The sequence below is a fragment of the Nonomuraea maritima genome (assembly GCF_900100395.1).
GTDB classification, from domain to species: Bacteria; Actinomycetota; Actinomycetes; order Streptosporangiales; family Streptosporangiaceae; genus Nonomuraea; species Nonomuraea maritima.
In genome coordinates, this window is the sequence record NZ_FNFB01000042.1 from 1 (window position 1) to 22,701 (window position 22,701).

General features: G+C 68.6%; 20 protein-coding genes, 2 tRNA genes and 1 rRNA gene. 9 read left to right on the forward strand and 14 right to left on the reverse strand.

Going from position 1 to position 22,701, the window contains the following annotated elements:
- Nucleotides 1–103 (reverse strand): 16S ribosomal RNA (locus BLR04_RS36610); the annotation flags it as partial.
- A 584-nt stretch (nt 104–687) separates the two neighbouring features.
- On the opposite strand from BLR04_RS36610, the gene BLR04_RS36615 reads away from it, so the two are divergent.
- Nucleotides 688–1,086, forward strand: coding sequence for a hypothetical protein (locus BLR04_RS36615; protein ID WP_090773772.1), 399 nt, complete (start codon nt 688–690; stop codon nt 1,084–1,086).
- A 127-nt stretch (nt 1,087–1,213) separates the two neighbouring features.
- Nucleotides 1,214–1,369: a hypothetical protein gene (locus BLR04_RS36620; RefSeq protein WP_245740937.1), complete on the forward strand. Its 156-nt coding sequence runs from the start codon at nt 1,214–1,216 to the stop codon at nt 1,367–1,369.
- A 137-nt stretch (nt 1,370–1,506) separates the two neighbouring features.
- Here the strand turns inward: BLR04_RS36620 and BLR04_RS36625 are convergent.
- The 6 genes from BLR04_RS36625 to BLR04_RS36650 all read right to left on the reverse strand — a co-directional run bounded on the left by BLR04_RS36625 (nt 1,507) and on the right by BLR04_RS36650 (nt 7,550).
- A tRNA-Met gene (locus BLR04_RS36625) sits at nt 1,507–1,583 on the reverse strand.
- Nucleotides 1,584–1,756: 173 nt separating this feature from the next.
- Nucleotides 1,757–1,833 (reverse strand) — tRNA-Met (locus BLR04_RS36630).
- Between the two features lie 56 nt (nt 1,834–1,889).
- Complete coding sequence (locus BLR04_RS36635) at nt 1,890–4,844, reverse strand: UPF0182 family membrane protein (protein WP_090773774.1); 2,955 nt, start codon at nt 4,842–4,844, stop codon at nt 1,890–1,892.
- A gap of 129 nt (nt 4,845–4,973) precedes the next feature.
- A complete protein-coding gene (locus BLR04_RS36640) occupies nt 4,974–6,020 on the reverse strand; it encodes a YlbL family protein (protein WP_090773775.1) in 1,047 nt (348 codons plus the stop codon).
- Between the two features lie 10 nt (nt 6,021–6,030).
- Complete coding sequence (locus BLR04_RS36645) at nt 6,031–6,456, reverse strand: molybdenum cofactor biosynthesis protein MoaE (protein WP_090773776.1); 426 nt, start codon at nt 6,454–6,456, stop codon at nt 6,031–6,033.
- A 17-nt stretch (nt 6,457–6,473) separates the two neighbouring features.
- Nucleotides 6,474–7,550 (reverse strand): NAD-dependent epimerase/dehydratase family protein, encoded by a 1,077-nt coding sequence (locus BLR04_RS36650; protein WP_090773797.1) that lies wholly within the window; start codon nt 7,548–7,550, stop codon nt 6,474–6,476.
- A 79-nt stretch (nt 7,551–7,629) separates the two neighbouring features.
- Between BLR04_RS36650 and BLR04_RS36655 the strand changes: the two genes are divergently transcribed.
- Genes BLR04_RS36655 through BLR04_RS36665 form a run of 3 tightly spaced genes read left to right on the forward strand, consistent with a single transcriptional unit; the run spans nt 7,630 to nt 10,454 of the window.
- Nucleotides 7,630–8,880, forward strand: coding sequence for a zinc-dependent metalloprotease (locus BLR04_RS36655; RefSeq protein WP_176903472.1), 1,251 nt, complete (start codon nt 7,630–7,632; stop codon nt 8,878–8,880).
- Nucleotides 8,877–9,437 carry an NUDIX hydrolase gene (locus BLR04_RS36660; RefSeq protein ID WP_090773778.1) on the forward strand — a complete coding sequence of 187 codons (561 nt, stop codon included), beginning with the start codon at nt 8,877–8,879 and terminating at the stop codon, nt 9,435–9,437. Before BLR04_RS36655 ends, BLR04_RS36660 begins: the two co-directional genes overlap by 4 nt.
- A gap of 33 nt (nt 9,438–9,470) precedes the next feature.
- Nucleotides 9,471–10,454: an endonuclease/exonuclease/phosphatase family protein gene (locus tag BLR04_RS36665; protein ID WP_090773779.1), complete on the forward strand. Its 984-nt coding sequence runs from the start codon at nt 9,471–9,473 to the stop codon at nt 10,452–10,454.
- Here the strand turns inward: BLR04_RS36665 and BLR04_RS36670 are convergent.
- The 3 genes from BLR04_RS36670 to BLR04_RS36680 form a co-directional block, all read right to left on the reverse strand.
- A complete protein-coding gene (locus tag BLR04_RS36670; protein WP_090773780.1) occupies nt 10,441–11,025 on the reverse strand; it encodes a glycosyltransferase family protein in 585 nt (194 codons plus the stop codon). The two genes, BLR04_RS36665 and BLR04_RS36670, sit on opposite strands and share 14 nt — an antisense overlap.
- Nucleotides 11,022–11,537, reverse strand: a complete 516-nt coding sequence (locus BLR04_RS36675) for a M48 metallopeptidase family protein (protein ID WP_090773781.1) — start codon at nt 11,535–11,537, stop codon at nt 11,022–11,024. The genes BLR04_RS36670 and BLR04_RS36675 overlap by 4 nt, the downstream gene beginning before the upstream one ends.
- Nucleotides 11,538–11,604: 67 nt before the next feature.
- Nucleotides 11,605–12,387, reverse strand: a complete 783-nt coding sequence (locus BLR04_RS36680) for an enoyl-CoA hydratase/isomerase family protein (protein WP_090773782.1) — start codon at nt 12,385–12,387, stop codon at nt 11,605–11,607.
- A gap of 131 nt (nt 12,388–12,518) precedes the next feature.
- On the opposite strand from BLR04_RS36680, the gene BLR04_RS41100 reads away from it, so the two are divergent.
- Nucleotides 12,519–13,943 (forward strand): hypothetical protein, encoded by a 1,425-nt coding sequence (locus BLR04_RS41100; protein WP_090773783.1) that lies wholly within the window; start codon nt 12,519–12,521, stop codon nt 13,941–13,943.
- A gap of 61 nt (nt 13,944–14,004) precedes the next feature.
- Nucleotides 14,005–15,447: an ABC1 kinase family protein gene (locus BLR04_RS36690; RefSeq protein ID WP_090773784.1), complete on the forward strand. Its 1,443-nt coding sequence runs from the start codon at nt 14,005–14,007 to the stop codon at nt 15,445–15,447.
- Between the two features lie 927 nt (nt 15,448–16,374).
- On the opposite strand, the gene BLR04_RS36700 is transcribed toward BLR04_RS36690, so the two are convergent.
- The 3 genes from BLR04_RS36700 to BLR04_RS36710 all read right to left on the reverse strand — a co-directional run bounded on the left by BLR04_RS36700 (nt 16,375) and on the right by BLR04_RS36710 (nt 20,219).
- The gene (locus BLR04_RS36700; protein WP_090773798.1) at nt 16,375–16,644 is read right to left on the reverse strand and encodes a WhiB family transcriptional regulator; all 270 of its coding nucleotides are present in this window, start codon (nt 16,642–16,644) and stop codon (nt 16,375–16,377) included.
- Nucleotides 16,645–17,181: 537 nt separating this feature from the next.
- A complete protein-coding gene (gene tesB, locus BLR04_RS36705; RefSeq protein ID WP_176903474.1) occupies nt 17,182–18,051 on the reverse strand; it encodes an acyl-CoA thioesterase II in 870 nt (289 codons plus the stop codon).
- A gap of 122 nt (nt 18,052–18,173) precedes the next feature.
- Entirely contained in the window at nt 18,174–20,219 is a 2,046-nt protein-coding gene (locus tag BLR04_RS36710; RefSeq protein WP_245740939.1) for an ATP-dependent DNA helicase UvrD2, read from the reverse strand.
- A 145-nt stretch (nt 20,220–20,364) separates the two neighbouring features.
- Here BLR04_RS36710 and BLR04_RS36715 point away from each other — a divergent pair, with 145 nt between their 5' ends.
- Nucleotides 20,365–21,264 carry an alpha/beta hydrolase gene (locus tag BLR04_RS36715; RefSeq protein WP_245740941.1) on the forward strand — a complete coding sequence of 300 codons (900 nt, stop codon included), beginning with the start codon at nt 20,365–20,367 and terminating at the stop codon, nt 21,262–21,264.
- An 86-nt stretch (nt 21,265–21,350) separates the two neighbouring features.
- A complete protein-coding gene (locus BLR04_RS36720; protein WP_090773789.1) occupies nt 21,351–21,596 on the forward strand; it encodes a mycoredoxin in 246 nt (81 codons plus the stop codon).
- Between the two features lie 47 nt (nt 21,597–21,643).
- Here BLR04_RS36720 and nudC read toward each other — a convergent pair whose 3' ends face one another.
- Complete coding sequence (gene nudC / locus BLR04_RS36725; RefSeq protein ID WP_245740942.1) at nt 21,644–22,621, reverse strand: NAD(+) diphosphatase; 978 nt, start codon at nt 22,619–22,621, stop codon at nt 21,644–21,646.
- Between the last annotated feature and the right edge of the window lie 80 nt (nt 22,622–22,701).

A 22,701-nucleotide genomic window follows, 5' to 3' on the forward strand; every position in this document is an offset into this window, starting at 1 on the left:
CCCGTTCGCCGCTCGAGTACCCCGAAGGGCCTTTCCGCTCGACTTGCATGTGTTAAGCACGCCGCCAGCGTTCGTCCTGAGCCAGGATCAAACTCTCCAAAAAATGTTTGGAAACTTCGTCCAAGCAAAACCGTCAAAAATCATTTGACGAGGTGTTGCATGAAAAATCATGCACTGGCTTTTAACACACTGTTGAGTTCTCAAGAAACGGACGCGTACTTCCTGACCAGAACCACTTTCGTGATCCCCGCTCGGAGGCGTTCATTTCGTCTTTCGTTGTGTCTTAATTCTCTCAGCCGTTCAAGTTCCTGTCAAATTGACCGGTCTTGCTCGATCTGCGGGAATTAATGCCTGCCCCCCTTTCGGGGACAACCCCTCTAACTTACCAGCCGTTCGGAAGTGGTTCGCACCATCAACCGGCCAACCGCGAAGGTAGTGGGATTTGCGGGGTTTCTTCCCGGCTCCGGAGAGCCGCGGTGATCGCCTGCGGGAAGAACTCTAGCAGCCTGGCACACCTACTCAGGCCGACACAGGTAATCACTTGTTCCTTCCCTTCCCCGCTGACGGGCAAACCTCTGCCATGAAGCTCCATGTGGCGGCGCCGGGGCAAGCCGGCAGCAAGTCATCCGCAATCGGCTCCCGGTACGACGTACTCATGAGCAGACTGCTCTCTCGGAGGTGCCCGCCATGACCCGCTCGGAGTTCGACGACATCCGTGCCTTCCTCGCCGACGAGGCCGCTGACCCTGGGGACGTGCTGGCGCTCGCCCGCGAGCTGGTCGACGACCTCGAGGACGCTCGACTGCGCGAGGCTCTCCTCCGCATGCACTATCTGCGGTTGCTGACGGCGGCGCGGGCCACCATGGCGGCCGATCTTCTCGGGGAGTCCGAACCGCTGGCGTTCGTACGGCACGAGCTCGCGACGCGCGGGCAGTTGCCCGAGGACGGCGAGACCGCGCACCGGATCCTGTCGGACGCCCGTGCGGCGGCCGAACTGCTCGAGTGTCTGGAGAACCCGGCTCCCCGGCGTCCGCGCGAACTGCGGCTGCGGCGGTGTGTCGGGACAGGGCGCCGGCTCCCCCACTGATCGCAGGGTGTCGCCGCCACCTGGCGGGATGACGACTTCCCACATACCCCACCTTGACGGGCCGAGTGTCAGACTTCGCAATATGTGGCAGCGAGGGCTGAATTGGGCAGCAATCATCCTGGTGGGGGTGTTTGGTGTGCTGTGGGCCGGCGTGGTGATCTACGCGGACCACGGGTCCACGTTCTGGATGCGCGTGGTCCAGGTCGTGTTCGGCGGTGCGCTGCTGGGCTGGGCCGTGCAGAGGGCGGTCTGGATGGTCATGCAGGGTGTGAGCGACCGCTGACTATCGCGCGATGACGTTTCCGTCCCGGGCTCCGTGAGCTTCAGGATCGTGACCCGTACACCTGCCGGGCACTGGCCGGGTCGTACGGACAAACAAAAAATCCTCGGCCGCCAGGATCGGCGACCGAGGATTTTCTTTGGTAGCGGGGACAGGATTTGAACCTGCGACCTCTGGGTTATGAGCCCAGCGAGCTACCGAACTGCTCCACCCCGCGTCGGGTTGATATCTCAAGCTTACATGGTCTCGAGGGTGCTTCGACCGCCGTACCGCTCCGCACGCGACAGTGGGTGTGATCCCTCGGTCGTTTGCGCAGGTGGGGTGCCTCGTGCGAACCGTTTGCAGAAACGAAAATGGCCTTCCAGAAATCTCTGGAAGGCCATTTTCGATTGGTAGCGGGGACAGGATTTGAACCTGCGACCTCTGGGTTATGAGCCCAGCGAGCTACCGAACTGCTCCACCCCGCGTCGTCGTGCTTGTGAAGCATAGCCGCCACAGCGGGGTGTGTGCAAACTCGTTGCCGCTAGGAGGTGCCTGCGGCCTCGGTGCCCGTGGGTGTCGGAGTCGGGCTTGACGTAGCGGGTGGCGTCGCCGGCGGCGAACCCGTGGGCGACGGGCTGGGCGAGCCCGTCGGGCTGGGCGTCGGCTGCCCTCCCTGGCCGGTGACGCCCTCCAGCTGCTGCAGCGCATCCTGAAGCCGCTGCTGGGCGTCTCCGTAGGCGTCCCAGTCGGGCGGGCTCGACTGCAGCGCCTCCTGCGCGTCGTCGTAGGCCTTCTTGGCCTCGGCGATCGCGGTGTCGAGCGCTGTGGTGGCCTGCTCGGGCTGGGCCTCGGTCTGCTGCTCCTCACTCGGCTGCTGCTGTTGCTCACCGCCGAAGACCTGGTGCAGCGCCTCCTCCAGCGTGCGTCCGACGCCGATCTTGCTGCCGAACGACACCAGCACCCGCTGCAGGATCGGGTACGGCTCCTGGCCACCGCCCGCGGCCACCTGGATGTACACCGGTTCGATGTAGACCAGGCCTCCCGCGTACGGAAGCGTCAGCAGGTTGCCGTAGCGGACGGACGACGCGCCGACCCCGAGCAGGTTGAGCTCACCCGCGAAGCGGCTCTGGAAGGCGTTCTGCGCCTGGCCCGGGCCGGGGATCGGGGTGCTGGACGGCATGCGCAGGATGCGGATCCGTCCGTAGTTGTCACCGGCCGCCGAATCGGCCGCCATGAACGCCGCCAGGTTGGGACCCTGCCGCGGCACGAACGTCGTCGTGAGCGAGAACGTCGGCGTGCCGCCCGGCATCGTGGTGGTCAGGTAGTAGGGCGGCTGCTTGATGTTGAGGTCGCCCTGCGTCGGGTCGCCCGGGACGTTCCAGAAGTCCTGGCCGCTGTAGAAGGCGGCCGGGTCGGTGATGTGGTAGCGCGACAGGGTGTAGCGCTGCACCTTGAACAGGTCTTCCGGGTAGCGGACGTGCTGGCGCAACTGGGCGCTCATCTCGCCGGCCGGGCGCACGACGCCGGGGAATGCCTTGCTCCAGGTCTTGAGCACCGGGTCGTTGTTGTCCCAGGCGTAGAGCCGGACCGTGCCGTCGTAGGCGTCGACCGTGGCCTTGACCGAGTTGCGGATGTAGTTGATGTGGTCGGTCGGCTGCTGGGCGATCACCTGGCGGGCGGTGGACGTGTCACGCGTCATCTCGCCCAGGCTCTCGCTCTGCGAGTACGGGTAGTCGTTCGACGTGGTGTAAGCGTCGACGATCCACTGGATGCGGCCGTCGATGATCGCCGGGTACGCGTTGCCGTCGAGCGTGAGGAACGGCGCGACCTTCTGGACCCTCTCCCGCGGGTTGCGGACGTACAGGATCTTGGAGTTGTCGTTGATGTCGCCGGACAACAGGATGTTGGCCTCACCGTACTTGGCGGCGTAAAGGAGCCGGTTGAAGAACGAACCGACGGGCACGCCGCCGCGGCCGGTGTAGGCGGTGTTCTTCTGGCCGGTGCCGCCGGTCTCCGGGTAGTCGAGCTCCTGCGGGCGGCTCGGGTTGCCGCCGGCGATGACGTACTGGCCGGCGGTGTCGTTCTCGCCGTAGTAGACGCGGGGCTCGGTCAGCTTCGTGCTCTGGACCAGGGGGCCGATGACCGGCATGTCCTTGGCGTCGTAGTCGGGCAGGCCGCTGGAGTCGACCTTGTTGCCCGGCGCGGCGACGAAGCCGTAGCCGTGGGTGTAGACGAGGCGTCGGTTGATCCAGTTGTCCTGGCCCTGCGGCGGGCCGGTCAGCTCGCGGACGCCGACGATGTGGTCGACCAGCTTGCCGGTGCTGTCGGGGTAGCGGTCGACGTCGAGCGGGTCGGCGAAGCCGTAGAAGCCCCTGATGCGCTGGGTCTGCTCGTACGTGGAGGACACCAGTGACGGGTCGAGCAGACGGACGCCGGACACAGAGGTGTCGCCGTTGGCCTGGACCTTGGACGGGTCGGCCTGCGCGTTGTAGGTCTCGACCTCTGTCTTGTCGACCCCGTACGCCTCTCGGGTGGCTTGGATGTTGCGGTCGATGTACGGCGCTTCCTTGCCCTGCTGGTTGGGCTTGACCTGGAACTGCTCGACCAGCGCCGGGTAGACGCCGCCGATCAGGATGGCCGAGAGCACGAGCAGGCCGAAGGCGACGCCGGGCAGCATGCCGCCCGACCGGACGATGCCGGCGAAGAACAGCACGGCGCAGATCAGCGCGATGGCCGCGAGGATGGTCTTGGCCGGCAGCACGGCGTTGACGTCGGTGTAGGACGCGCCGTGCACGAAACCGCGGTCGGAGAAGACGAGACCGAAGCGGTCCATGAAGTAGGCGATGGCCTTCAGCAGGACGAAGACGCCCAGCAGCACCGACAGGTGGATGCGCGCGGCCTTGGAGGCGTGCACACCGGGTGACTGCAGGCGGAACCCGCCGTAGAGGTAGTGCGTGATCGCCGCGAGCACGATCGAGATGATCACTGCGGTGAACAGGAAGTTCAGCACCATCCGGATGAACGGATAGTCGAACATGAAGAACGAGATGTCGTAGCCGAACTCGGGGTCGGTCCTTCCGAACGGCGTGGCGTTGACGAACTGGAGCCACGTCTGCCACTGCCCGGCGAACGAGGAGCCGGAGAAGAGCGCCAGCAGTGCCATGCCGACGATGTAGATCAGCTTTCGGTGGGGGTCGAGCGCCATGCGATAGCGGTCGGCGCCGCTGCTGCCGCCGAACATCGCAGGCCCGAACATGGGCCGCGTGCGGAATGCCAGCAGCATGTTTCCGCCGGCGATGGCGACCATGAGCGCCGCCCCGACGAGGAACAGCACGATTTGGGTCAGCAGCACACCGCTGAAGATCGATGTGAATCCGGTCGCGTCAAACCACAAATAATCGGTATAGATGCCGGAAAAAAGGAAAAATAGGGCGACGATCACCACCAGGGCGATCACCACAGGTAGAAGCAGTCGCGGACGGCGGGGCAACCGCATCGCCCTACCGGCTCCTGGGGTCCGGAAGCTCAAGGCCAACCCCTCGTCGTAATGAAGAAACGGTCCGTGTCTGGCAACCTACACCGCGATGCCAGTCCTACAACTAACGCACGGCGACCGCCGGAAGTTTCATCCGGCCTCACACGCGGGAACATTTCCCTGTCCCGTACGCAATGCGTCGAGCGCCTCCACAGCGGAGTGCAGGGAGTCTGCCCGTACCAGCCGCAGGCCTTCGGGGACGGCGCGCATCGCCTCGGCGCAGTTGGCGGCGGGGGTCAGGAAGATCGTGGCGCCGGAGTCCTTGGCTCCGACCATCTTCTGCGCGATGCCGCCGATCGGGCCGACCTGGCCTTTCTCGTCGATCGTGCCGGTGCCGGCGATCTTCTTGCCGCCGGTCAGCTCACCCGGCGTGAGCTTGTCGAGGATGCCGAGCGAGAACATCAGCCCGGCGCTCGGCCCGCCGACGTCGCCGACGTTGATGTCGACCTTGAACGGGAACTTGTACGCGGACCTCATCTCCACGCCCACCAGTGCCTGGCCCTCGGGACCCGCCACCGTGGGAACGGAGACCTCGTGCTTCTCGCTACCGCGGGTGACGCCGAAGACGACGGCCTCGCCCGGCTTGTGCGCCCTCACCGTGTCGCTCACGACGTCGGCGTTGGTGGCCGGCTTGCCGTCGACCGAGTCGATGACGTCACCGACCTGCAGCTTGCCCTCGGCGGGACGGTCCTTCTGCGTGGCGCCCACCGTCACGATCATCCGGAAGGGGATCTTGAGCTCGTTGAGCGCGGCGGCGGTCGCGGTCTCCTGGGAGTTGGTCATCTCGACCGTGTTCTCCTCTTCGACCTGCTGGGCACTGCGGTCGGGAGCGAAGATGGTCTCCTCAGGGACGACCGCCACGGTGGGATCGATCCAACCGCGCAGGGCCGTGAGGAGATCGATGCGGGCGCTCGGACCACCCTGGTAGGCGACGGTGACGAGGCTCAGCGCGCCACTGGTCGGGTAGGTCTGGTGATCCTTGATCGAGATGACCGGCTTCTTGTCGACCTCGCCGATCGTGTTCTCCGTCGGTCCGGGACTCAGCACGACGTACGGGACCCGCTGCATCGCGCCGATCACCCCCAGTGCGAGCACGAGGAATCCCGCGATGAGCAGGGTGAGGGCGCGTCGTGACATGTCGAGAAGCTTATTCGCCGGCGCCGACCCACTCGGTCTCGCCGTCGGCGAACACCTGGTGCTTCCAGATCGGCACGTTGGCCTTGAGATCGTCGATCAGCCGCCGCGCGGCCTTGAACGCCTCGTCGCGGTGCGGCGCGGCGACGGCGACGATCACGGCGGCGTCGCCCAGCTCCAGGTCGCCCACGCGATGGACGGCGGCCAGCGCCGTCACGGGGAAGTCGGCGGCGATCTTCTCGGCCACCTGGCGCAGCTCCGCCAACGCCGTGGGATGCGCCGAGTAGGCGAGCCGGGTGACCGGCTTGCCGTGGTCCTGCTCGCGAACGGTGCCCACGAAGAACGTGGTGCCGCCCGCGGCATGGTCGCCGACGGCGGCCAGCACTTCGTCCACGGAGAGCGGGGTGTCGCGTATGCCGAGCAGGCGGATGACGTCCACGACAAAAAGCCTAACCTTTACTGCCGACGTTTCTTACGCACCTGGCGGACGATCGCCGCGGTGCCGATCACGGCCACGGTGGCGCCGGCGGCGGTGAGCGTGGCCTCCTTGACGGGCAGGCGCCTGCCGACCACGGTCGTGCGGTTCTCGCCGCGGAGTTCGAGCAGCTGCTCGAAGGCGGCCTCGTTGGTCCACGCGGGCTTCCAGCCGGCCTCGCGCAGCGCCGCGCAGTCGACCACCCACGGATAGACGACGTAGTGCAGGTCGGTCGCGGGGGCAGGGGTGACACCGAGCCGGTGCAGGCGCTGGGCCGTGCCGAACGTCAGCCCCGCCGGGAGCTCGAGGCTGCGGATGCCGGACATCTCCTCGACCTGCTCGTGCTCCATCCAACCGTCGCTGCCGACCGCCACCACGCCGGTGACGCCGCCGCGCGCGGCCAGCTCCAGCGCCGAGAGCAGGTCGTCGATGTGGCAGAACTGCCAGTGGGGGCTGCAGCCCTTGACGGTCAGGAGCCTCGGCGACTCGAAGTGGCGGGTGATCACCGTGTCGACGCCTGGGCCGACCACGGCGGCCGGGCGCAGCACGGTGATCTCCAGGCCGGGATGGCTACGCAGCGACCTGCGTACCAGGGCCTCGATCTCCAGGTAGTCGCCCACCATGCCGGTGTCGGGCTCGGCGGCCACGGGGGCGTTCTCGGGAAGCGGAACTTCGTTGTCGGGGGCGGCGCCGTACACCATCGCGCTCGTCACCAGGACGACGCGGCGCACGCGTGCGGCGGCGCAGGCCGTGAGGGCCGTCTGGGCGGCGCGCAGGTTGTACGCGCGGCGCTCCCCCGGGTCGGAGTCGACGGCGTAGTCGCCGGCGAGGTGGACCAGGACGTCGATGTCGGAGATCCGGTTCGCCAAGAGCGGATCGCGTACGTCGATCTCTCTCCAGGTCGCCTCATGGATGTCGCCACGCTCTTCGTCGATGGCCACCACCCTGCGGAAATCCGCGGAGGACACGAGCCTCGCGAGCAACTCGCGGCCCAGGCCGGAGGCCGCGCCCGTTACAGCGACAACGGGTTGGCGCGGGCGTTTCGAGGTAGGCACCAGATCCTCACTTTGCACTGATCCGCCGTAGGACGACTAACGTGGCGGATGTGGACTCCTCCATCCTGCACGAGGTAGAGCGGTGACTGACCTGCCAGGTCGCGAAAACGACCCCAACGAAAACCCGTTCGCCATGTTCGGCAACCCTGAGCAGATGGCTCAGGCGATGCGCCAGTTCGCCGACATGCTGTCGGCGCCCCAGGGTTCCGGCCCTGTCAACTGGGACATGGCCAAGAACATAGCCCGGCACGCCGTGGTCGCCGAGGGCGACCCGAGTGTCATGGAAGGCGAGCGACGCCAGATCGTCGACGCGCTCAGCCTGGCCGACCTGTGGCTGAACGAGGCGACGACGCTGCCGAGCGGCGTGTCGAACCCGCAGGCCTGGAGCCGTTCCGAGTGGATCGAGAACACCATCCCGGTGTGGCGCAAGCTCTGCGAGCCGATCGCCGAACGCATGGTCGAGACCATGGGCGGCACGCTCGGCGGCGCGGGGCTGCCTCCCGAGGCCCAGCAGATGGCCGGGCCGCTGATGGGCATGCTGAAGCAGATGGGCGGCATGATGGTCGGCCAGCAGATCGGGCAGGCGCTCGGCTCGCTGGCGCGCGAGGTCATCGGCACCACCGACATCGGGCTTCCACTGTCCGACAAGGCCGCGCTGCTCCCGGGCGGCATCGCCTCCTTCAGCGAAGGCCTCGAGACGCCCAACGACGAGATCCGGCTCTACCTCGCATTGCGTGAGGCCGCTCACCACCGGCTGTTCCAGCACGTGCCGTGGCTGCGCGCGCACCTGCTGGGCGCGGTCGAGGAGTACGCGAGGGGCATCACGGTCGACACCTCGGCGCTCGAGGAGCAGATCCGCGGCCTCGACATGAACAACCCGGCGGCTCTTCAGGAGGCGCTGAGCGGGGGCAACCTGCTCAAGCCCGAGGAGACCGAGCGGCAAAAGGCCGCGCTGACCCGGCTGGAGACGACGCTCGCCCTGGTCGAAGGGTGGGTGGCGACGGTGGTCGACCGCGCGGCCACGGGCAAGCTGCCCTCGGCGGGCGCCCTGGCGGAGACCGTACGTAGGCGGCGGGCGACCGGCGGGCCGGCGGAGCTGACGTTCGGCACGCTGGTCGGGCTGGAGCTGCGTCCGCGGCGGCTGCGCGAGGCCGCTGCCCTGTGGCGGGCGCTCGAGGAGGCGCGCGGCGTCGACGGGCGCGACGCGCTGTGGGCGCATCCCGACCTCATGCCGAGGGCCGACGACCTCGACGATCCTGAGGCGTTCGTCCGTGGTGAGGTGGCCTGGGACATCTCCCAGCTCGAGGCCAAGCCCGAGGACGACGACAAGTGAGCCTGCACGACGACGCGGTCGCCGTGCTGACGGCATGGACCGCGCCCACGCCCGAGGAAGAGGAGCTCCGGCTGGAGTTCCTGGAGCACCTGCGGACGCATGACGACGCGATGCTGCGTGAGTGCGTCCCCGGGCATCTGACGGCGACGACCGCCGTGCTGTCGCACGACGGCTCCCAGGTGCTGCTCACGCTGCATCCGAAGGCGAAGAGGTGGCTGCCGATGGGCGGTCACTGTGAGGTTTCCGACACGTCTCTCGCGGCGGTGGCGCTCCGGGAGGCGTGGGAGGAGTCGGGAATTTCAGGGCTTGAGCTGCTGCCCGGCCCCCTGGCGGTGGACAAGCACGAGGTGTGGTGCCATCCGCCGCAGTGCTGGCACCTCGACGTCGAGTACGCGGCCGTGGCCCCGCCCGGCGCCACCGCGAAGATCAGTGACGAGTCGCTCGACCTGCGATGGGTGCCCGTCGACCAGATCCCGGAGCCGACCGACGAGGCGACGCGACGGCTGGCCAAGCGGGGGCAGGCAGCCCTCGGCTCGCGTACACGCCCCCTTGGCTAGAGTCCTTCTGCGTCGTTCCAAAAAGGGGGCTGTGTGGAGACTTCTACCGTCGGCGGCACGATTGTCCGGCCCGTCCGCAAACGTCGGAAGTTCCCCGCAGCATTCACCTGGCTGACCGTGACACCGTTCGCCGCCTGGGCCATCGCCCGGGTGGCGGGCCTCGAACGCGGGTCGTTTCCGACGCAGCTGATGACGGGGACGCCGTACATCGCGGCGGGTTCGCTCATCCCCCTCATGATCGCCGCTTACCGTCGCAAGCATGCGGCCTTCGCCGTCGCGCTGCTGACCACGGCCGCGCTCGGGTTCAGCGTGCTGCCCCGGGCGTTCGGCACAGCCGATGCCATTCCGGGGCGGCCGTTCCGGGTCATGACGATCAACATGCTGTTCGGCAAGGCCGACGCCGCCACGATCGTGGGGCTCGTGCGCGAGTTCGACCCCGACGTGCTGAGCACGCAGGAACTCACCCCCGAGGGAGTGGCCAACCTTGACGCGGCAGGGCTGAAGACGCTCATGCCGAACCGCGTGCTGCAGGACGAGTGGAGCGCCGCCGGGAGCGGCCTGTACTCGAAGCACGCGCTGCATTCCCTGCCCGGCTGGACGGCTCCGCCCGGGCACAACATGCCCGGTGCGGTGGTCGACCTGCCCGGCGGCGACCCGATCGAGTTCATCGACGCCCACCCCTTCCCGCCACTGGGCAGGCAGGTCGACGACTGGAACGCGGCACTGGCGGCATTCCCCTCGGCCGCCCCCGACAAGATCCGCGTCATCGCGGGCGACTTCAACGCCTCACTCGACCACGCCGCGCTGCGCGGGCTGCTGTCGCGGGGCTACAAGGACGCCGCCGACCAGGTGGGCGCCGGACTGATCCCGACCTGGCCGGCCAACAAGCGGGTGCCGCCGATCATCACGATCGACCACGTCCTGGTCGACCAGCGGGTCGGGGTGAACGAGGTGAGCGTGCGCGACGTGCCGGGCACCGATCACCGGGCCGTGCTCGCCCAGCTCACCGTGCCCTGACCAGCGCCCTGGTGTTGTCCCAGCCCTCCAGTCCCGGGTCGAGCCGGGCCACGTCGGCGGCGCTGCGCAGGCGGTGCCAGCCCGGTGTCGTCGCCACCCTGCGCGGGCCGGGAGCCTGCGCGCGCAACGCCTTCACCACGTCGGGGGCGTCGAGATCCGGCCGCGCCCAGGCGGGCACCGGCAGCGCGCACGCGAGGGCGACGGCTCCGCCGTTCTCGGCCGGGCAGACCGTGATCTCGGCTCGGCCGAGCTCCCGGAACAGCTTGCCTACCAGCAGAGGCGGCAGGTCGGGCGCGTCGGCGCTGACCACCGCGGCCTGGTCGGCGTCGAGACGGCCGAGGACGGACGCGAGCGGCTCGTCGTCGTCGATCGCGATGACCTCGGTGCCCGGCCAGACGATGTCGTCCAGGCCGGGGACGCTCGTGACCAGGACCGGGGTGACGAGGTCGAGCCCGGCGACCATCTCGTACGTGTCCTCGGCGACGGCCTCCAGGAACGCCACCGGATCGACTCCGGCGGGCGCGGCCTGGGCCATGTGACGTCGTACGAGAACCGCGACGACGCGGTTCAACACTCCTCCGGCTCCGTGTGAACCGCGGTCGAGAACCCCTCGAGGAAGCCGCGGGCTCGTTCGGCCTTCGGATATTGTTCGACCAGCGCCCAGAACTCCGGCCCGTGGCTCGGCACCATCAGATGGGCGAGCTCGTGGATGATCACATAGTTGATCACCCATTCCGGCAGGCCCTTGAGCCTGGTGGACAGGCGGATGGCGCCGTTCTCCGGGGTGCACGAGCCCCAGCGGTGCTGCTGGTTGTCGACCCAGCGCACGCTCACCGGGTCGGGCTCCCCGTCGAGGTATTTCACCGACAGCTCCCTGGCCCGCTCCAGCAGTCCCTCGTCCGTAGGTCTTCGTCGGCGTTCCTTCGCGGCCAGCCGATCCAGCATCCGGCTCACCCATTCATCCGCGTCTTCGCCGCTCAGCCAGGCGGGCAGGAGCACGATCGTCTTGTCGCCGTCGCGGTAGGCGGACACCGTACGCCGGCGACGAGAACTGCGACGAACCTCGACTGTCTCGGGGGGCACATATGCACGTTAGCCGAGACCGACGAAATTCCACAGAGGGTGGACGATGTTCTTGCTGGTCAGATGATTAAGACCCGGTGAATTTGGGCACGCGCCTTTCCCGTAGTGCGGCCAGCCCTTCGATCATGTCGGCGGAGGCCATGGTCACGGGCTGGGCCAGCGACTCCCAGCGCAGCGCGGCTTCCACGTCTTGATGCTCTTGATTCAGCGCGACTTTGGTGAGCCTTGTGGCGATGGGCGCGTTCTGAGCGATCTTCGCGGCGATGGCTTGGACCTCCCGCATAAGGGCATTCGGCGGGAAAGATTGATTTACCAGGTTTTTGCGCGCAGCCTCTGTACCGGACAACACCCGTCCTGTCAGGAGCATCTCCCTGGCCAGCCTGTCACCTGCCCTGCTCGGCAGCAGGTACGTGGCCGCCATGCCCGGGTGCAGGCCCAGCGACGTGAACGGGGCCAGGAGTTTCGCGTCGTCGGAGGCGTAGACGAGATCGCAGGCGAGCGCCAGGCACAGGCCGGCCCCCACGGCCGGGCCGTTGACGGCGGCGACCGTGGGCACCTCGAGCTCGGTGACGGCGAGCCAGGTGCGGTAGAAGGCGAGCATCCGGTCACGCAGTTGAGGGACGGGCTCGGTGTTGCGCTCACCGAGCCACGACAGGTCTCCTCCGGCGGAGAACGCGCTGCCGGCGCCGGTGACGACGACACATCTGACGTCGCGGTCGGCGGCCAGCTCGGCCATGACGTCGCGCCAACGGGCGGTCATGGCGTCGGTCATGGCGTTGCGGACGCCGGGGAGATTGAGGGTGAGGAGGACGACTCCGTCGTCGGTGCGGTCAACCAAGATCTCGTCCATGTGGGCAGCGTAACGCTCTCCGGCGGTTCGGCGTGGTGCTCTGTCCACAGGCACGGCGCGGTGGCAGAAGTTATCCACAGCCGGGGCGGAAGCCGCCCAGGATCTTGCTCGCGCGTGGCATCTTTCCCGCCATGAGGCCACGTCTGAAGCCGTCCCTGCGACGCGTCATCCGGGACGACCACACCCTGCAATACGGCGCACACCCCCAACGGGCCGTCATGCTCAGCGGCCTGACCCGCAAGGTGCGGGCCTGGGTGGAGTCCCTCGACGGCACCCGCGACATCGACACCGTGCTGCGCGAGGCGGCTCTGGCGGGGCTCGACGACGTCCGTGCCCGGTCGCTGCTCGACCAGCTCGCCGCCAGGGGTGTGCTCCACGACGCCGCCGCCGGACCGGGCGGCCTCCGCGAGCTGCCGCTCGGCGAGCGCGACCGGCTGACGCCGGATCTCGACGCCCTCGACCTCGCCTCCACCGCGCCGGACGGCATGGTCGCGCTCTTCGAGCGGCGCAGGCGGGCGAGGGTGCGGGTGTACGGCGCGGGACGGGTCGGAGCGCAGGTCGTCACGCTGCTGGCCGCCTCCGGGGTGGGCGTCATCCGCGTCATCGACCCTGGCGCGACCCGGCCTCGCGACATCACGCCTGGTGGGCTGACGTGGGCGGAGGTCGGCATGACCCGCGAGGCGGGCGCGGCGGCCGTCGCAACCCGGCTCACCGCGGGAGGATCCCCCGAGGGTGACCGACAGGTTCCCGATGTACGGCCTGTCGGCGTCCCCAAGCCTGCGCGGGCCGCGGGCGCGCTCGGCCGATCAGCGTCGGAACGTTCCCGCCAGGCCGAATCGGACGGAACTCCCACGAAGGCAGGGGCCGGTGCATCACGTGAGTCGAACGCCGGGCGGAGAGAGGAGGCCAGAACATCACGAGCGGGAGCAGGCGGACTTGAGGACGCGCCACGGGCAGGGACGCACGGAACTCGGGGCACGTCACGAACGGGTTCGGGTAGGTCTCGGAAGGTGGCCGGGCCGTCGCGGGTCACGGCGGTGGAGCCGGGCGCGAACGTGCTGGCGGGCGGGCCGTTTCTCGGGGACAAGACCGACCGTCCTGACCTGGTCGTCATCGCGCCGGTAGGCCCGCTCGACGGGGTGCTGGTCAACGACCTCAACTCGCTGGGCATCCCGCACCTGCTGGTGACCGCCTTCGAGGGTTACGGCACCGTGGGCCCGCTGGTCCTTCCTGGGGAAACGGCGTGTCTGCACTGCCTCGACCTGACGCGACGCGACCTCGACCCCGACTGGCCCATCGTGACCGCCCGGCTGGGCGGCTACCCACCGGGAGAGATCGCCTGCTCTTCGGCGCTTTCCGCGGTGGTCGCGGCAGCCGCCGTCGGCCATGCGCTTGGTCATCTGGACGGCCAGAAGTCCGTTGTGACCAACGGCACATTAGACGTAACGCCTGATTGGCACTGGAAAAGGCGGTCCTGGAGCCCTCATCCGCAATGTCGTTGTATGCGAAACAAACCTGATTCGCTAAGAATGGTCATGGCACCTCACCTCGACTGACGTGCTCTGGGGCGACCACGAAGGGGGGAAGCGGTATCTCATCGAGGTTCCGCGCACCGTAGTGAGCGATCTTCCGCGTCGCGCTGTCACGCGCTCGGCCAAGCTGGCCACTCTCCCCATCGGGTTCGCGGGGCGCGCAGCCCTCGGCCTGGGCAAACGCATCGGAGGCAAGTCCGCGGAGATCGTTTCGCAGGAGTTCCAGCAGCGTACCGCCGAGCAGATCTTCAAGGTGCTGGGTGAGCTCAAGGGCGGCGCGATGAAGGTCGGCCAGGCGCTGTCCATCTTCGAGGCCGCCCTGCCGCAGGAGATCGCCGGCCCCTACCGCGCCACGCTGACCAAGCTGCAGGACTCGGCGCCGCCCCTGCCCGTCGCCACCGTGCACAAGGTGCTGGCGGAGGAACTGGGCGACAACTGGCGGAAGCACTTCCTGTCGTTCGACGACAAGCCGACGGCCGCCGCCTCGATCGGGCAGGTCCACCGGGCCGTGTGGCAGGACGGCAGGGAGGTGGCCGTCAAGATCCAGTACCCGGGCGCGGGGAAGGCCCTGCTCGGCGACTTCGCCCAGCTCGCGCGGCTCGGCAGGATGTTCGGCGCACTGCTGCCCGGGCTCGACATGAAGTCGGTGCTGAGCGAACTGCGTGAGCGCATCGCCGAGGAGCTCGACTACCTCAGGGAGGCGGAGGCCCAACACGCTTTCGCCCTCGCGTTCGACGGCGACCCCGACTTCCATGTGCCGGACGTGGTGGCGGCCAACGAAAGGGTGCTGGTCAGCGAATGGATGGACGGCACACCGCTGTCGCACATCATCGCCCACGGCACGCAGGAGGAGCGCGATCGGGCGGGCCTGCTGTTCGTACGGTTCCTGTTCAGCTCCCCTCCACGCGCGGGTATGCTGCACGCCGACCCCCATCCGGGAAACTTCCGGATGCTGCCCAACGGCAAGCTCGGCGTCCTCGACTTCGGAGCGGTCAACCACATGCCCGACGGGCATCCCCCGACGTTCGGGCAGCTCATGCGGATCTTCAACGAGGGCGACATAGAGGCCGTCATGGCCGGGCTGCGCCGAGAAGGCTTCATCCGGGACGACATCGACATCGACCCCGAGGCGCTACGGGCCTTCCTGGCTCCGTACGTGGAGCCGACGACGGTGGAGGTGTTCACGTTCAGCCGGGCGTGGCTGCAGGCCCAGGTGGCCAGTGTCGCCGACCTGCGGCCGAACAACGTGGTGCGGCTGCTCAACCTGCCGGCGTCGTACGTGCTGATTCACCGGGTGCACGCGGCGGGGATCGGCGTCCTGTGCCAGCTCGGGACCACGGCACGCTTTCGCGACGAGGTGATCCGCTGGGTTCCCGGCTTCGCCGACAACACCGCCGAAACCGACTCAGCCAAGGTCTTGGACACAACCGGCCTCACCGATGACCAGGGCGACTCGACCTCACCGACAACAGCGCCGATACCAACACCCCCTCCCCCCTCCCCCAATGGAAGTCATCCGCTCAGCTGACCGCCAGCCCAGGATTTACGTCCATGTACGCGGTTCATGAATCGATCTTCACGTGGAGTGAAGGTGAGGCCTGCCCGGGAGCGCCGACACAACGGCGCGTCATGCACTCAGGGTCCCCGGAGGTGGGTGGCTTACTGGGGTCAGCGGGCGAAACACGGTGAAGACGGACACTTTGTAGCGCCCAGGTGCCTGCCCTGGAGCGGCTCGGGCGTCCGTCCAGGTTCGCCTGCGCAACGACGCGTCGTGTACTCGGTGGCGGCACCGAGGAAGGGTGGTGCGCTGAGGGCCGGTGCACCGAGGGCCGCGGGTGCGCTGGGAGCCGGTGGTGCGCTGAGAGCAATGGTGCGGTGAGAGCCGGTGAGAACGGGAGAAGCGGGCGCTTGTGTAGCGCCCGGCTGGGTCCGGCTCGAGGAGGTCGAGCTTCGGTGGCTGAACTCTTGTCACCGCAGAGTCGCAGGCAACCGAGGCTACAGAGATCCCCGTGCCGCAAGGATTCGCCGCCGGTGATCACGATGCCAATGCAGTCTCCACCCAACCTCCCGATGCCGATCGCCGCCCCCAAAGGACGCCGCCCCTCCGGTATTGCCGTTCCATAGAGGTCGCCGCCCTCAAGGAACGCCGTCCCGCAGAGGTCGCCGTCCTGTGGGGATTGGGATGGGCCGGCCACCTGGAGGGGTGGCCGGCGCATCTCGGTCAGAGGGGGAGGGTCAGGGCCTCGCGTAGGCGTTGGTTGGCTCGGGCTACCTCCGAGCGGGCCCGCTGCAAGCGGCGGAGGCGCAGGGCGAGACGCTCCTCCGCGGCCTCCCGATGCAGGGTTTGTATTCGGTCGTTGACCATTTCATGGAACAGATCCGGCACGGCGTTGCTCCTGGCGGACAGGTGGTGGTTCATGGTTTCGTTCGCTTTCTTGTTACGTGGGTGCGGTGGTCAGGCAGCGACCGGGTGCTTGCGGGGACGCCCGCGCGGACGCTTGCGGGGAACGATGGTCCCCCTGAGGATCAGCTCGCCGCCCCAGACGCCCCATGGCTCCTCGCGCTCGAGCGCGCGGGCCAGGCAGGTCTTCTGGATCGGGCAGCCGGCGCAGAGCGCCTTGGCGAACTCGACGTCATCCGGCGACTCTGCAAACCACAGGTCAGGGTCGGTACGACAGGGGATCTTGGCTTCGTCGATCAGGTCCATGATCGTCTTCGCCCCCATCATGTTGCTCCTTTGAATCGATCTGGTGATCTTGGTCGGGCACCTCGTAGGTGGTCGGGATCACGGACAAACAAGAAGGCCGCGGATCCTGTGTGCGGATCCGCGGCCTGGGGGCTGCTGTTGTGCCGGTCAAGTTATGACCGGAGCATCCCTCCAGGGTTGCGGACCGCACAGTCCACCCTTGGTGAGCTGGCTGGCCGGAACTGCGATACGTGCGGCGTAGTCAGGAGCGACTCCCCCTGCGGCGGCGATGTGCTGACGCGGGTAAGCGATGGCCTGGCTACGGGCAGAGCTCTCCTGCCGCGGCTTGACGGGACCGGCGACGAGCCTCACCGAGTCACGGCACGCGAAGGCGAGCCACTGCGTGGCCGACATGTTCATGCTGATCACCTGGACTCACCTCCACTCTGGGATCGTCGAGCAGGACCTGCCCGACTTGCTTGACCATGACCCTAAACCGGGGAGCCGGGACGGGGCAACATATTTTCTACCTGCGATTTTGTCTGATCTTCGGCGCTCATCCGAGCGCGGATCCGGCTACTTCGTCAGCCGGACCATGGCCTCCTGCACCACCGACACCACGAGTTCCCCTGACGCCGTGTACATCTCGCCGCGAGCGAGCCCGCGCGCCCCAGCAGACCAGGGCGACTCCTGAGCGTAGAGGAGCCAGTCGTCGGCGCGGAACGGGCGGTGGAACCACATGGCGTGGTCGAGCGAGGCGCCCATGACGTTCGACAGCCCCCAGGCCATGCCGTGCGACAGCAGGATCGTGTCGACCAGGGTGAAGTCGGAGGCGTACGCGGCCAGCACGACGTGCAGCAGCGGGTCGTCGGGGAGGTCGGCGTCGTAGCGGAACCACACGTTGGTCTTCGCGCTGCGCAGCTCGGGGTCGTGGTAGGCCTCCCAGGTGAGCGGCGAGGCGTAGCGGGCCTCCACGGGGCGCGGCCGCGCGAGCATCTCCCGCATCTCGGGGTGGTCGCCGAGCAGCTCGGCCATCCGCTCCTGGACCGTCGGCAACGTCTCGGGCGCGGGCACCTGCGGCGCCACCAGGGCCTGGTGCTCGACGCCCTCCTCCAGGACGTGGAACGACGCCGACATCGTGAAGATGGCCTTGCCGTGCTGTACGGCGACGACGCGGCGGGTGGTGAACGACCGTCCGTCGCGCAAGCGCTCGACGTTGTAGACGATCGGGACGGACGGGTCGCCCGGCCGGATGAAGTAGGCGTGCAGCGAGTGGACGTTGCGGTCCTTGGGAACCGTACGGCCGGCCGCCACCAGGGCCTGTGCCGCCACCTGGCCGCCGAAGACGCGCTGGATGCGCTCTTCCGGGCTGCGTCCCCGGAAGATGTCGAGCTCGATCTGCTCAAGGTCGAGCAGGTCGAGCAGCTCCTTCAGCGCCTCGTTCACGACTGTGTTCCCCTCCGTGTCATCCCGCACCGGGACACCCGATCGCCCCGAGCGGGGCCGTCCCATCTTTACCTTTTGCAGTTTCGCGGTTGTTACGCACGAGTAGGTAACCGGGGTCGATGCTACGAGCGGCAGAGCGCGAGAACGGCCTCGCCGTAGCGGTCGAACTTCACCTTGCCGATGCCCGCGATCGACAGCAGCTCCTGCTCGGTGGCCGGAGCACGCTCGGCGATCGCCTGCAGCGTGACGTCGGTGAAGACGACGTACGGCGGCACCTTGGCCTCTTTGGCCGTGGCGGTGCGCCAGGCCCTGAGGCGTTCGAGCAGCGCCTCGTCGTAGTCGGCCGGACAGGTCGTGCAGCGCCCGAGCTTCTGTTCGGTGGCGTTCACCAGCGTCTTCGCGCACACCCGGCAGCTCACCGGCGCGGCCACGCGCGGGCGTTCACGGGCCGGGGTCGTCGCGACGCGCGGCGGCGCGGAGACGCGTCCGGTGAGGCCGTCGAGGAAGCGGGACGGTCGCCGGCTCTTGCGGCCCCCCGGCGCGCGGGCCAGCGCCCACGACAGCGACAGGTGCTCGCGGGCCCGCGTGACGCCGACGTAGAGGAGGCGGCGTTCCTCCTCGATCTGCTCGGGCGTCTCGGCGTAGATGATCGGCATCATGCCGTCGGTGAGCCCGACGAGGAACACCGCGTCCCACTCGAGGCCCTTGGCCGCGTGCAGCGAGGCGAGCGTCACGCCCTCGACGGGCGGCGCGTGCTGCTCGGAGGCGCGGCGTTCCAGTTCGGTCACGAACGTGGGCAGGTCGGCGCCATCGGCCGCCATGTCCTCGGCGAGGTCGGCGAGGGCCTTGAGCGACTCCCACTTCTCGCGCGCCTTGCCTCCGCCGGGCGGCGACGGGGTCAGGCCGATGCCGCCCAGGATGTTGTGGACCTCGGCCGCCAGGGGCTCGTCGGCCGCCGACCGCGCCGCGCCGCGCAGCAGCACGACGGCCTGGCGCACCTCGGGCCGGTCGAAGAAGCGCTCGGCGCCGCGCAGGACGTACGGGATCTCGGCCTTGGCGAGAGCCTCCTCGTACGCCTCGGACTGCGAGTTGACGCGGAAGAGCACGGCGATCTCGCGGGACGGGACCCCCTTGTCGAGCAGCTTCCTGATGGCCCTGGCGACTCCGGCGGCCTCGGCGGGCTCATCGTCGTAGTCGGAGAACACCGGCTTCTGGCCGTCGGGGCGCTGCGCCACGAGTTCGAGCCGGTGGGGCGAGCGGCTCTTGGCGATGACGAGGTTGGCCAGGTCGACGACCTGGGGGGTGGAACGGTAGTCGCGGACGAGCTTGACGACGGCGGCGCCCGGGTGTTCGACGCCGAAGTTCGTCAGGTAGCGCGGGCTGGCCCCGGTGAAGGAGTAGATCGTCTGGTTGGGGTCGCCGACGACGCAGATGTCGTCGCGACCGCCGAGCCAGGTGTCGAGCAGCAGCTTCTGCAGCGGGTTGACGTCCTGGTACTCGTCGACCACGAAATAGCGGTACTGCTGGCGGATCTGCGCGGCGACCTCCTGGTGCTCGGTCATCACCGCCGCCGTCAGCTCGAGGATCGTCTCGAAGTCGACGAGGTGGCGTTCGCGCCGGATCTGCTCGTACGCGTCGTACACGCGGGCCACCTCCTCGGCGGGGACGGGAGGACTGCGGTGGTACTTGGCGGCCCCGGCCGCGTAGTCGTCGGGGCCGATCTGGGTGACCTTGGCCCACTCGATCTCGGACGCGAGGTCGCGCAGCTCGGAGCGGTCGGGGTTGCGGCGCACCCGCCGGCACGCCTCGACCAGCACCGGGAGCTTGGACTCGATGACCGAGGGCGCCTCGCCGCCGATCACGCGCGGCCAGAAGTAGGTGAGCTGGCGCAGCGCGGCGGCGTGGAACGTGCGTGCCTGCACGCCGGGGGCGCCGAGCGCGCGCAGCCGCTGGCGCAGCTCGCCCGCCGCACGTGTGGTGAACGTCACCGCGAGCACGCTCTGCGCGTCGACCACCCCGCTGCGGACCGCGTACGCGATGCGGTGGGTGATCGCCCTGGTCTTGCCCGTGCCGGCCCCGGCCAGCACGCACACCGGACCGCGCACGGCCTCGGCGACCGCGCGCTGCTCGGGGTCGAGTCCGGCCAGGACGTCGTCCGCGCTGTTCACCGCTTCATCCTCCCAGCTTGCTGGAGTCAAGACCCCAATTCTGGCAACATGCGGACCGACGCGCGTTCTCGGCATCGAGATGCGAAGATGTGGTCTCTTCCCCCACAATGGGGCCCGATCATGAGCTTGCGGGGAAAGGAAGGCCGTGCGAACTGCGGTTAACGTGTGCGCCCTCGCGCTCGCCGCCGTCACCCTCACTCCGGTCGCCGCGAGCGCCTCGACCGACCCGCCGCCCGGCACGGTCACCAACCCGGTCGACGTCAACGGCCTCGGCGGGCTGTCGCTGGAGACGGTCTCGTACGGCTCCCACCGCCGCCAGCAGATGGACGTCTGGTGGACGCCCGACGGGCAGAAGCGGCCCGGGGTGTTCATCATCCACGGCGGCTGGTGGTCGAGCGGCGACAAGAAGCCCATGACGCAGATCGCCCGCAGCTACGCCGACATGGGGTACACGGTCTTCAACCTCAACTATCGCCTGTCGAGCGATGCGGCCTGGCCCGCGCAGCGCACCGACGCGCTCGCCGCGATCGCCCTCGCGCGCAAGAACGCCGACCAGTGGGCGTTCGACCCCGGTAACTACGTGGTGGTCGGGTTCTCTGCGGGCGGCCACATCGCGGCGTCCGTCGGCACGTACGGCGACGGCATCAACGGGCTCAAGGGCGTGGTGGGCATGTCGCCGATCATCTCGCCGCTGCGTGCCTGGACCGACGGCGAGAAGTCCACCGACCCCGGCAAGCGCAAGCTGCGTACGGCCGCGATGAAGCTGGCCGGCTGCGGGGCGCCCAAGGGCAGGTGCTCGCGGGTCTGGGCCAGCATGGAGGTGGCCTGGCACGCCAGCCGCAACGACGCGCCGATGCTCACCGTGCACTCCGAGCAGGAGTTCGTGCCGCCGGTGCAGAGCAAACTGCTGAAGCAGATGCTGGGCCAGGTCGGCGTGCCGGTCAACGTGATCACGGTGCCGGGCACCAACCACAGCACTGCGGCCTACCGGGAGCCCGGCGTCGCGGAGCGTGTGCAGGCGTGGATCGCCTCGCGCATCGGCTGATCACCGCCCTGACCCCAGGGATTAACGGCGAACCGCCGGTTGTTGCAACGATCGCCTGTTTCCTGACCTTGGAGGGTATCCCCAACATGGCGCTCACGGTTTACAGCACCACCTGGTGCGGCCCCTGCAAGCGGCTCAAGTCTCAGCTGAAGCGTGAGGGCATCGTCTTCGACGAGGTCGACATCGAGAGCGACCCTTCGGCCGCCGAGTTCGTGATGAGCGTCAACAACGGCAACCAGACCGTGCCGACCGTGGTGATCGACACCCCCGACGGCCGCGTGGTACGGACGAACCCCTCGGCCCTCGAGGTCAAGGCGCTGCTCGGCGGCTGACTCCTCACCAGCCGCCGACTCACCAGCGCCGACTCACCAGGGCCGACTCACCAGTCGCCGACGAGCTCGCCGCCGTACCAGGTCTCGATCAGGCGGCGGGCTATCGACACCCGCGGCGGCAGGCGCAGCTCGCCCGAGCGCAGGGCCTGCGCCAGCTCGTCGCGGGTGAACCAGCGCGCCTCGGCGATCTCGTCGGCGTCGGGCGTGAGCGTGGTGTCGAGGGCGTCGGCGAAGAACCCCAGCATGAGGCTGCGCGGGAACGGCCAGGGCTGGCTGCCGAGGTAGCGCGGCCGGACGACGGTGACGCCGACCTCTTCGGCCACCTCGCGCACGACCGCCGCCTCCAGCGACTCGCCCGGCTCGACGAAGCCCGCGAGGATCGACAGGCGCCCTTCCGGCCAGTGCGGCCCGCGCGCCAGCAGACAGCGGTCGGAATCGTCGCGGACGAGCATGATCACGGCGGGGTCGACGCGCGGGAAGTGCTGGCTGCCGTCGTCGGGGCAGACCCGGATGTGGCCGCCGGCCTGCATCGTGGTCTTGGTGCCGCAGCGCGGGCAGTGGCTGTGGGTCGAGTGCCAGGCCTCCAGCGCCACGGCGAAGACCAGCAGGCCCGCCTCGCGGTCGCCGAGCATGCCTCCGACCTGGCGAAGCCCCGCGGCCACCGGCTGGCCCTCGGGGGCGTCGTCGAGGCTCATCGGGACCGTCACACGGCCGTTGCCGTCGCCCTTGGGGATGCCGGGCAGCGGCGCCGCCACGGCGAAGTAGGCGACGCCGTCCTCGACGCCCAGCAGGAAGCGCGGGCCGAGCGGGGCCTCGTCGGGCGAGTAGAGCACCGCGTGCACCTCGTCGCCCGTGCGCCGGACGAGCGTGTGCCCGTTGTCGATCACCAGCACCCGGGTCGCCGGGTCGGACCAGGCGCGCTCGAGCCACTGGTCGTCGACTCTGCGCGCCGACGACCTGTCGATGGTGCCGCGCGCGAGCAGCAGTGGCCCGATGAGTTGCACGTCAGCTGCGGTCGTCTCCACTGAACGCCCCCTTTTGAGAAAACCGCTGCCCATCCTATGACCTCTCGGTTAGCGGCTGATTACGGTATCGGCCCGCACGT

What these genes read in the sequence shown, in the direction of transcription:
- BLR04_RS36615 (WP_090773772.1), top strand. Translation starts at nt 688, where the DNA reads ATGACCCGCTCGGAGTTCGACGACATCCGTGCCTTCCTCGCCGACGAG.
- BLR04_RS36635 (WP_090773774.1), bottom strand. Translation starts at nt 4,844, where the DNA reads ATGCGGTTGCCCCGCCGTCCGCGACTGCTTCTACCTGTGGTGATCGCC.
- BLR04_RS36640 (WP_090773775.1), bottom strand. Translation starts at nt 6,020, where the DNA reads ATGTCACGACGCGCCCTCACCCTGCTCATCGCGGGATTCCTCGTGCTC.
- BLR04_RS36680 (WP_090773782.1), bottom strand. Translation starts at nt 12,387, where the DNA reads ATGGACGAGATCTTGGTTGACCGCACCGACGACGGAGTCGTCCTCCTC.
- BLR04_RS41100 (WP_090773783.1), top strand. Translation starts at nt 12,519, where the DNA reads ATGAGGCCACGTCTGAAGCCGTCCCTGCGACGCGTCATCCGGGACGAC.
- BLR04_RS36700 (WP_090773798.1), bottom strand. Translation starts at nt 16,644, where the DNA reads ATGGGGGCGAAGACGATCATGGACCTGATCGACGAAGCCAAGATCCCC.
- BLR04_RS36720 (WP_090773789.1), top strand. Translation starts at nt 21,351, where the DNA reads ATGGCGCTCACGGTTTACAGCACCACCTGGTGCGGCCCCTGCAAGCGG.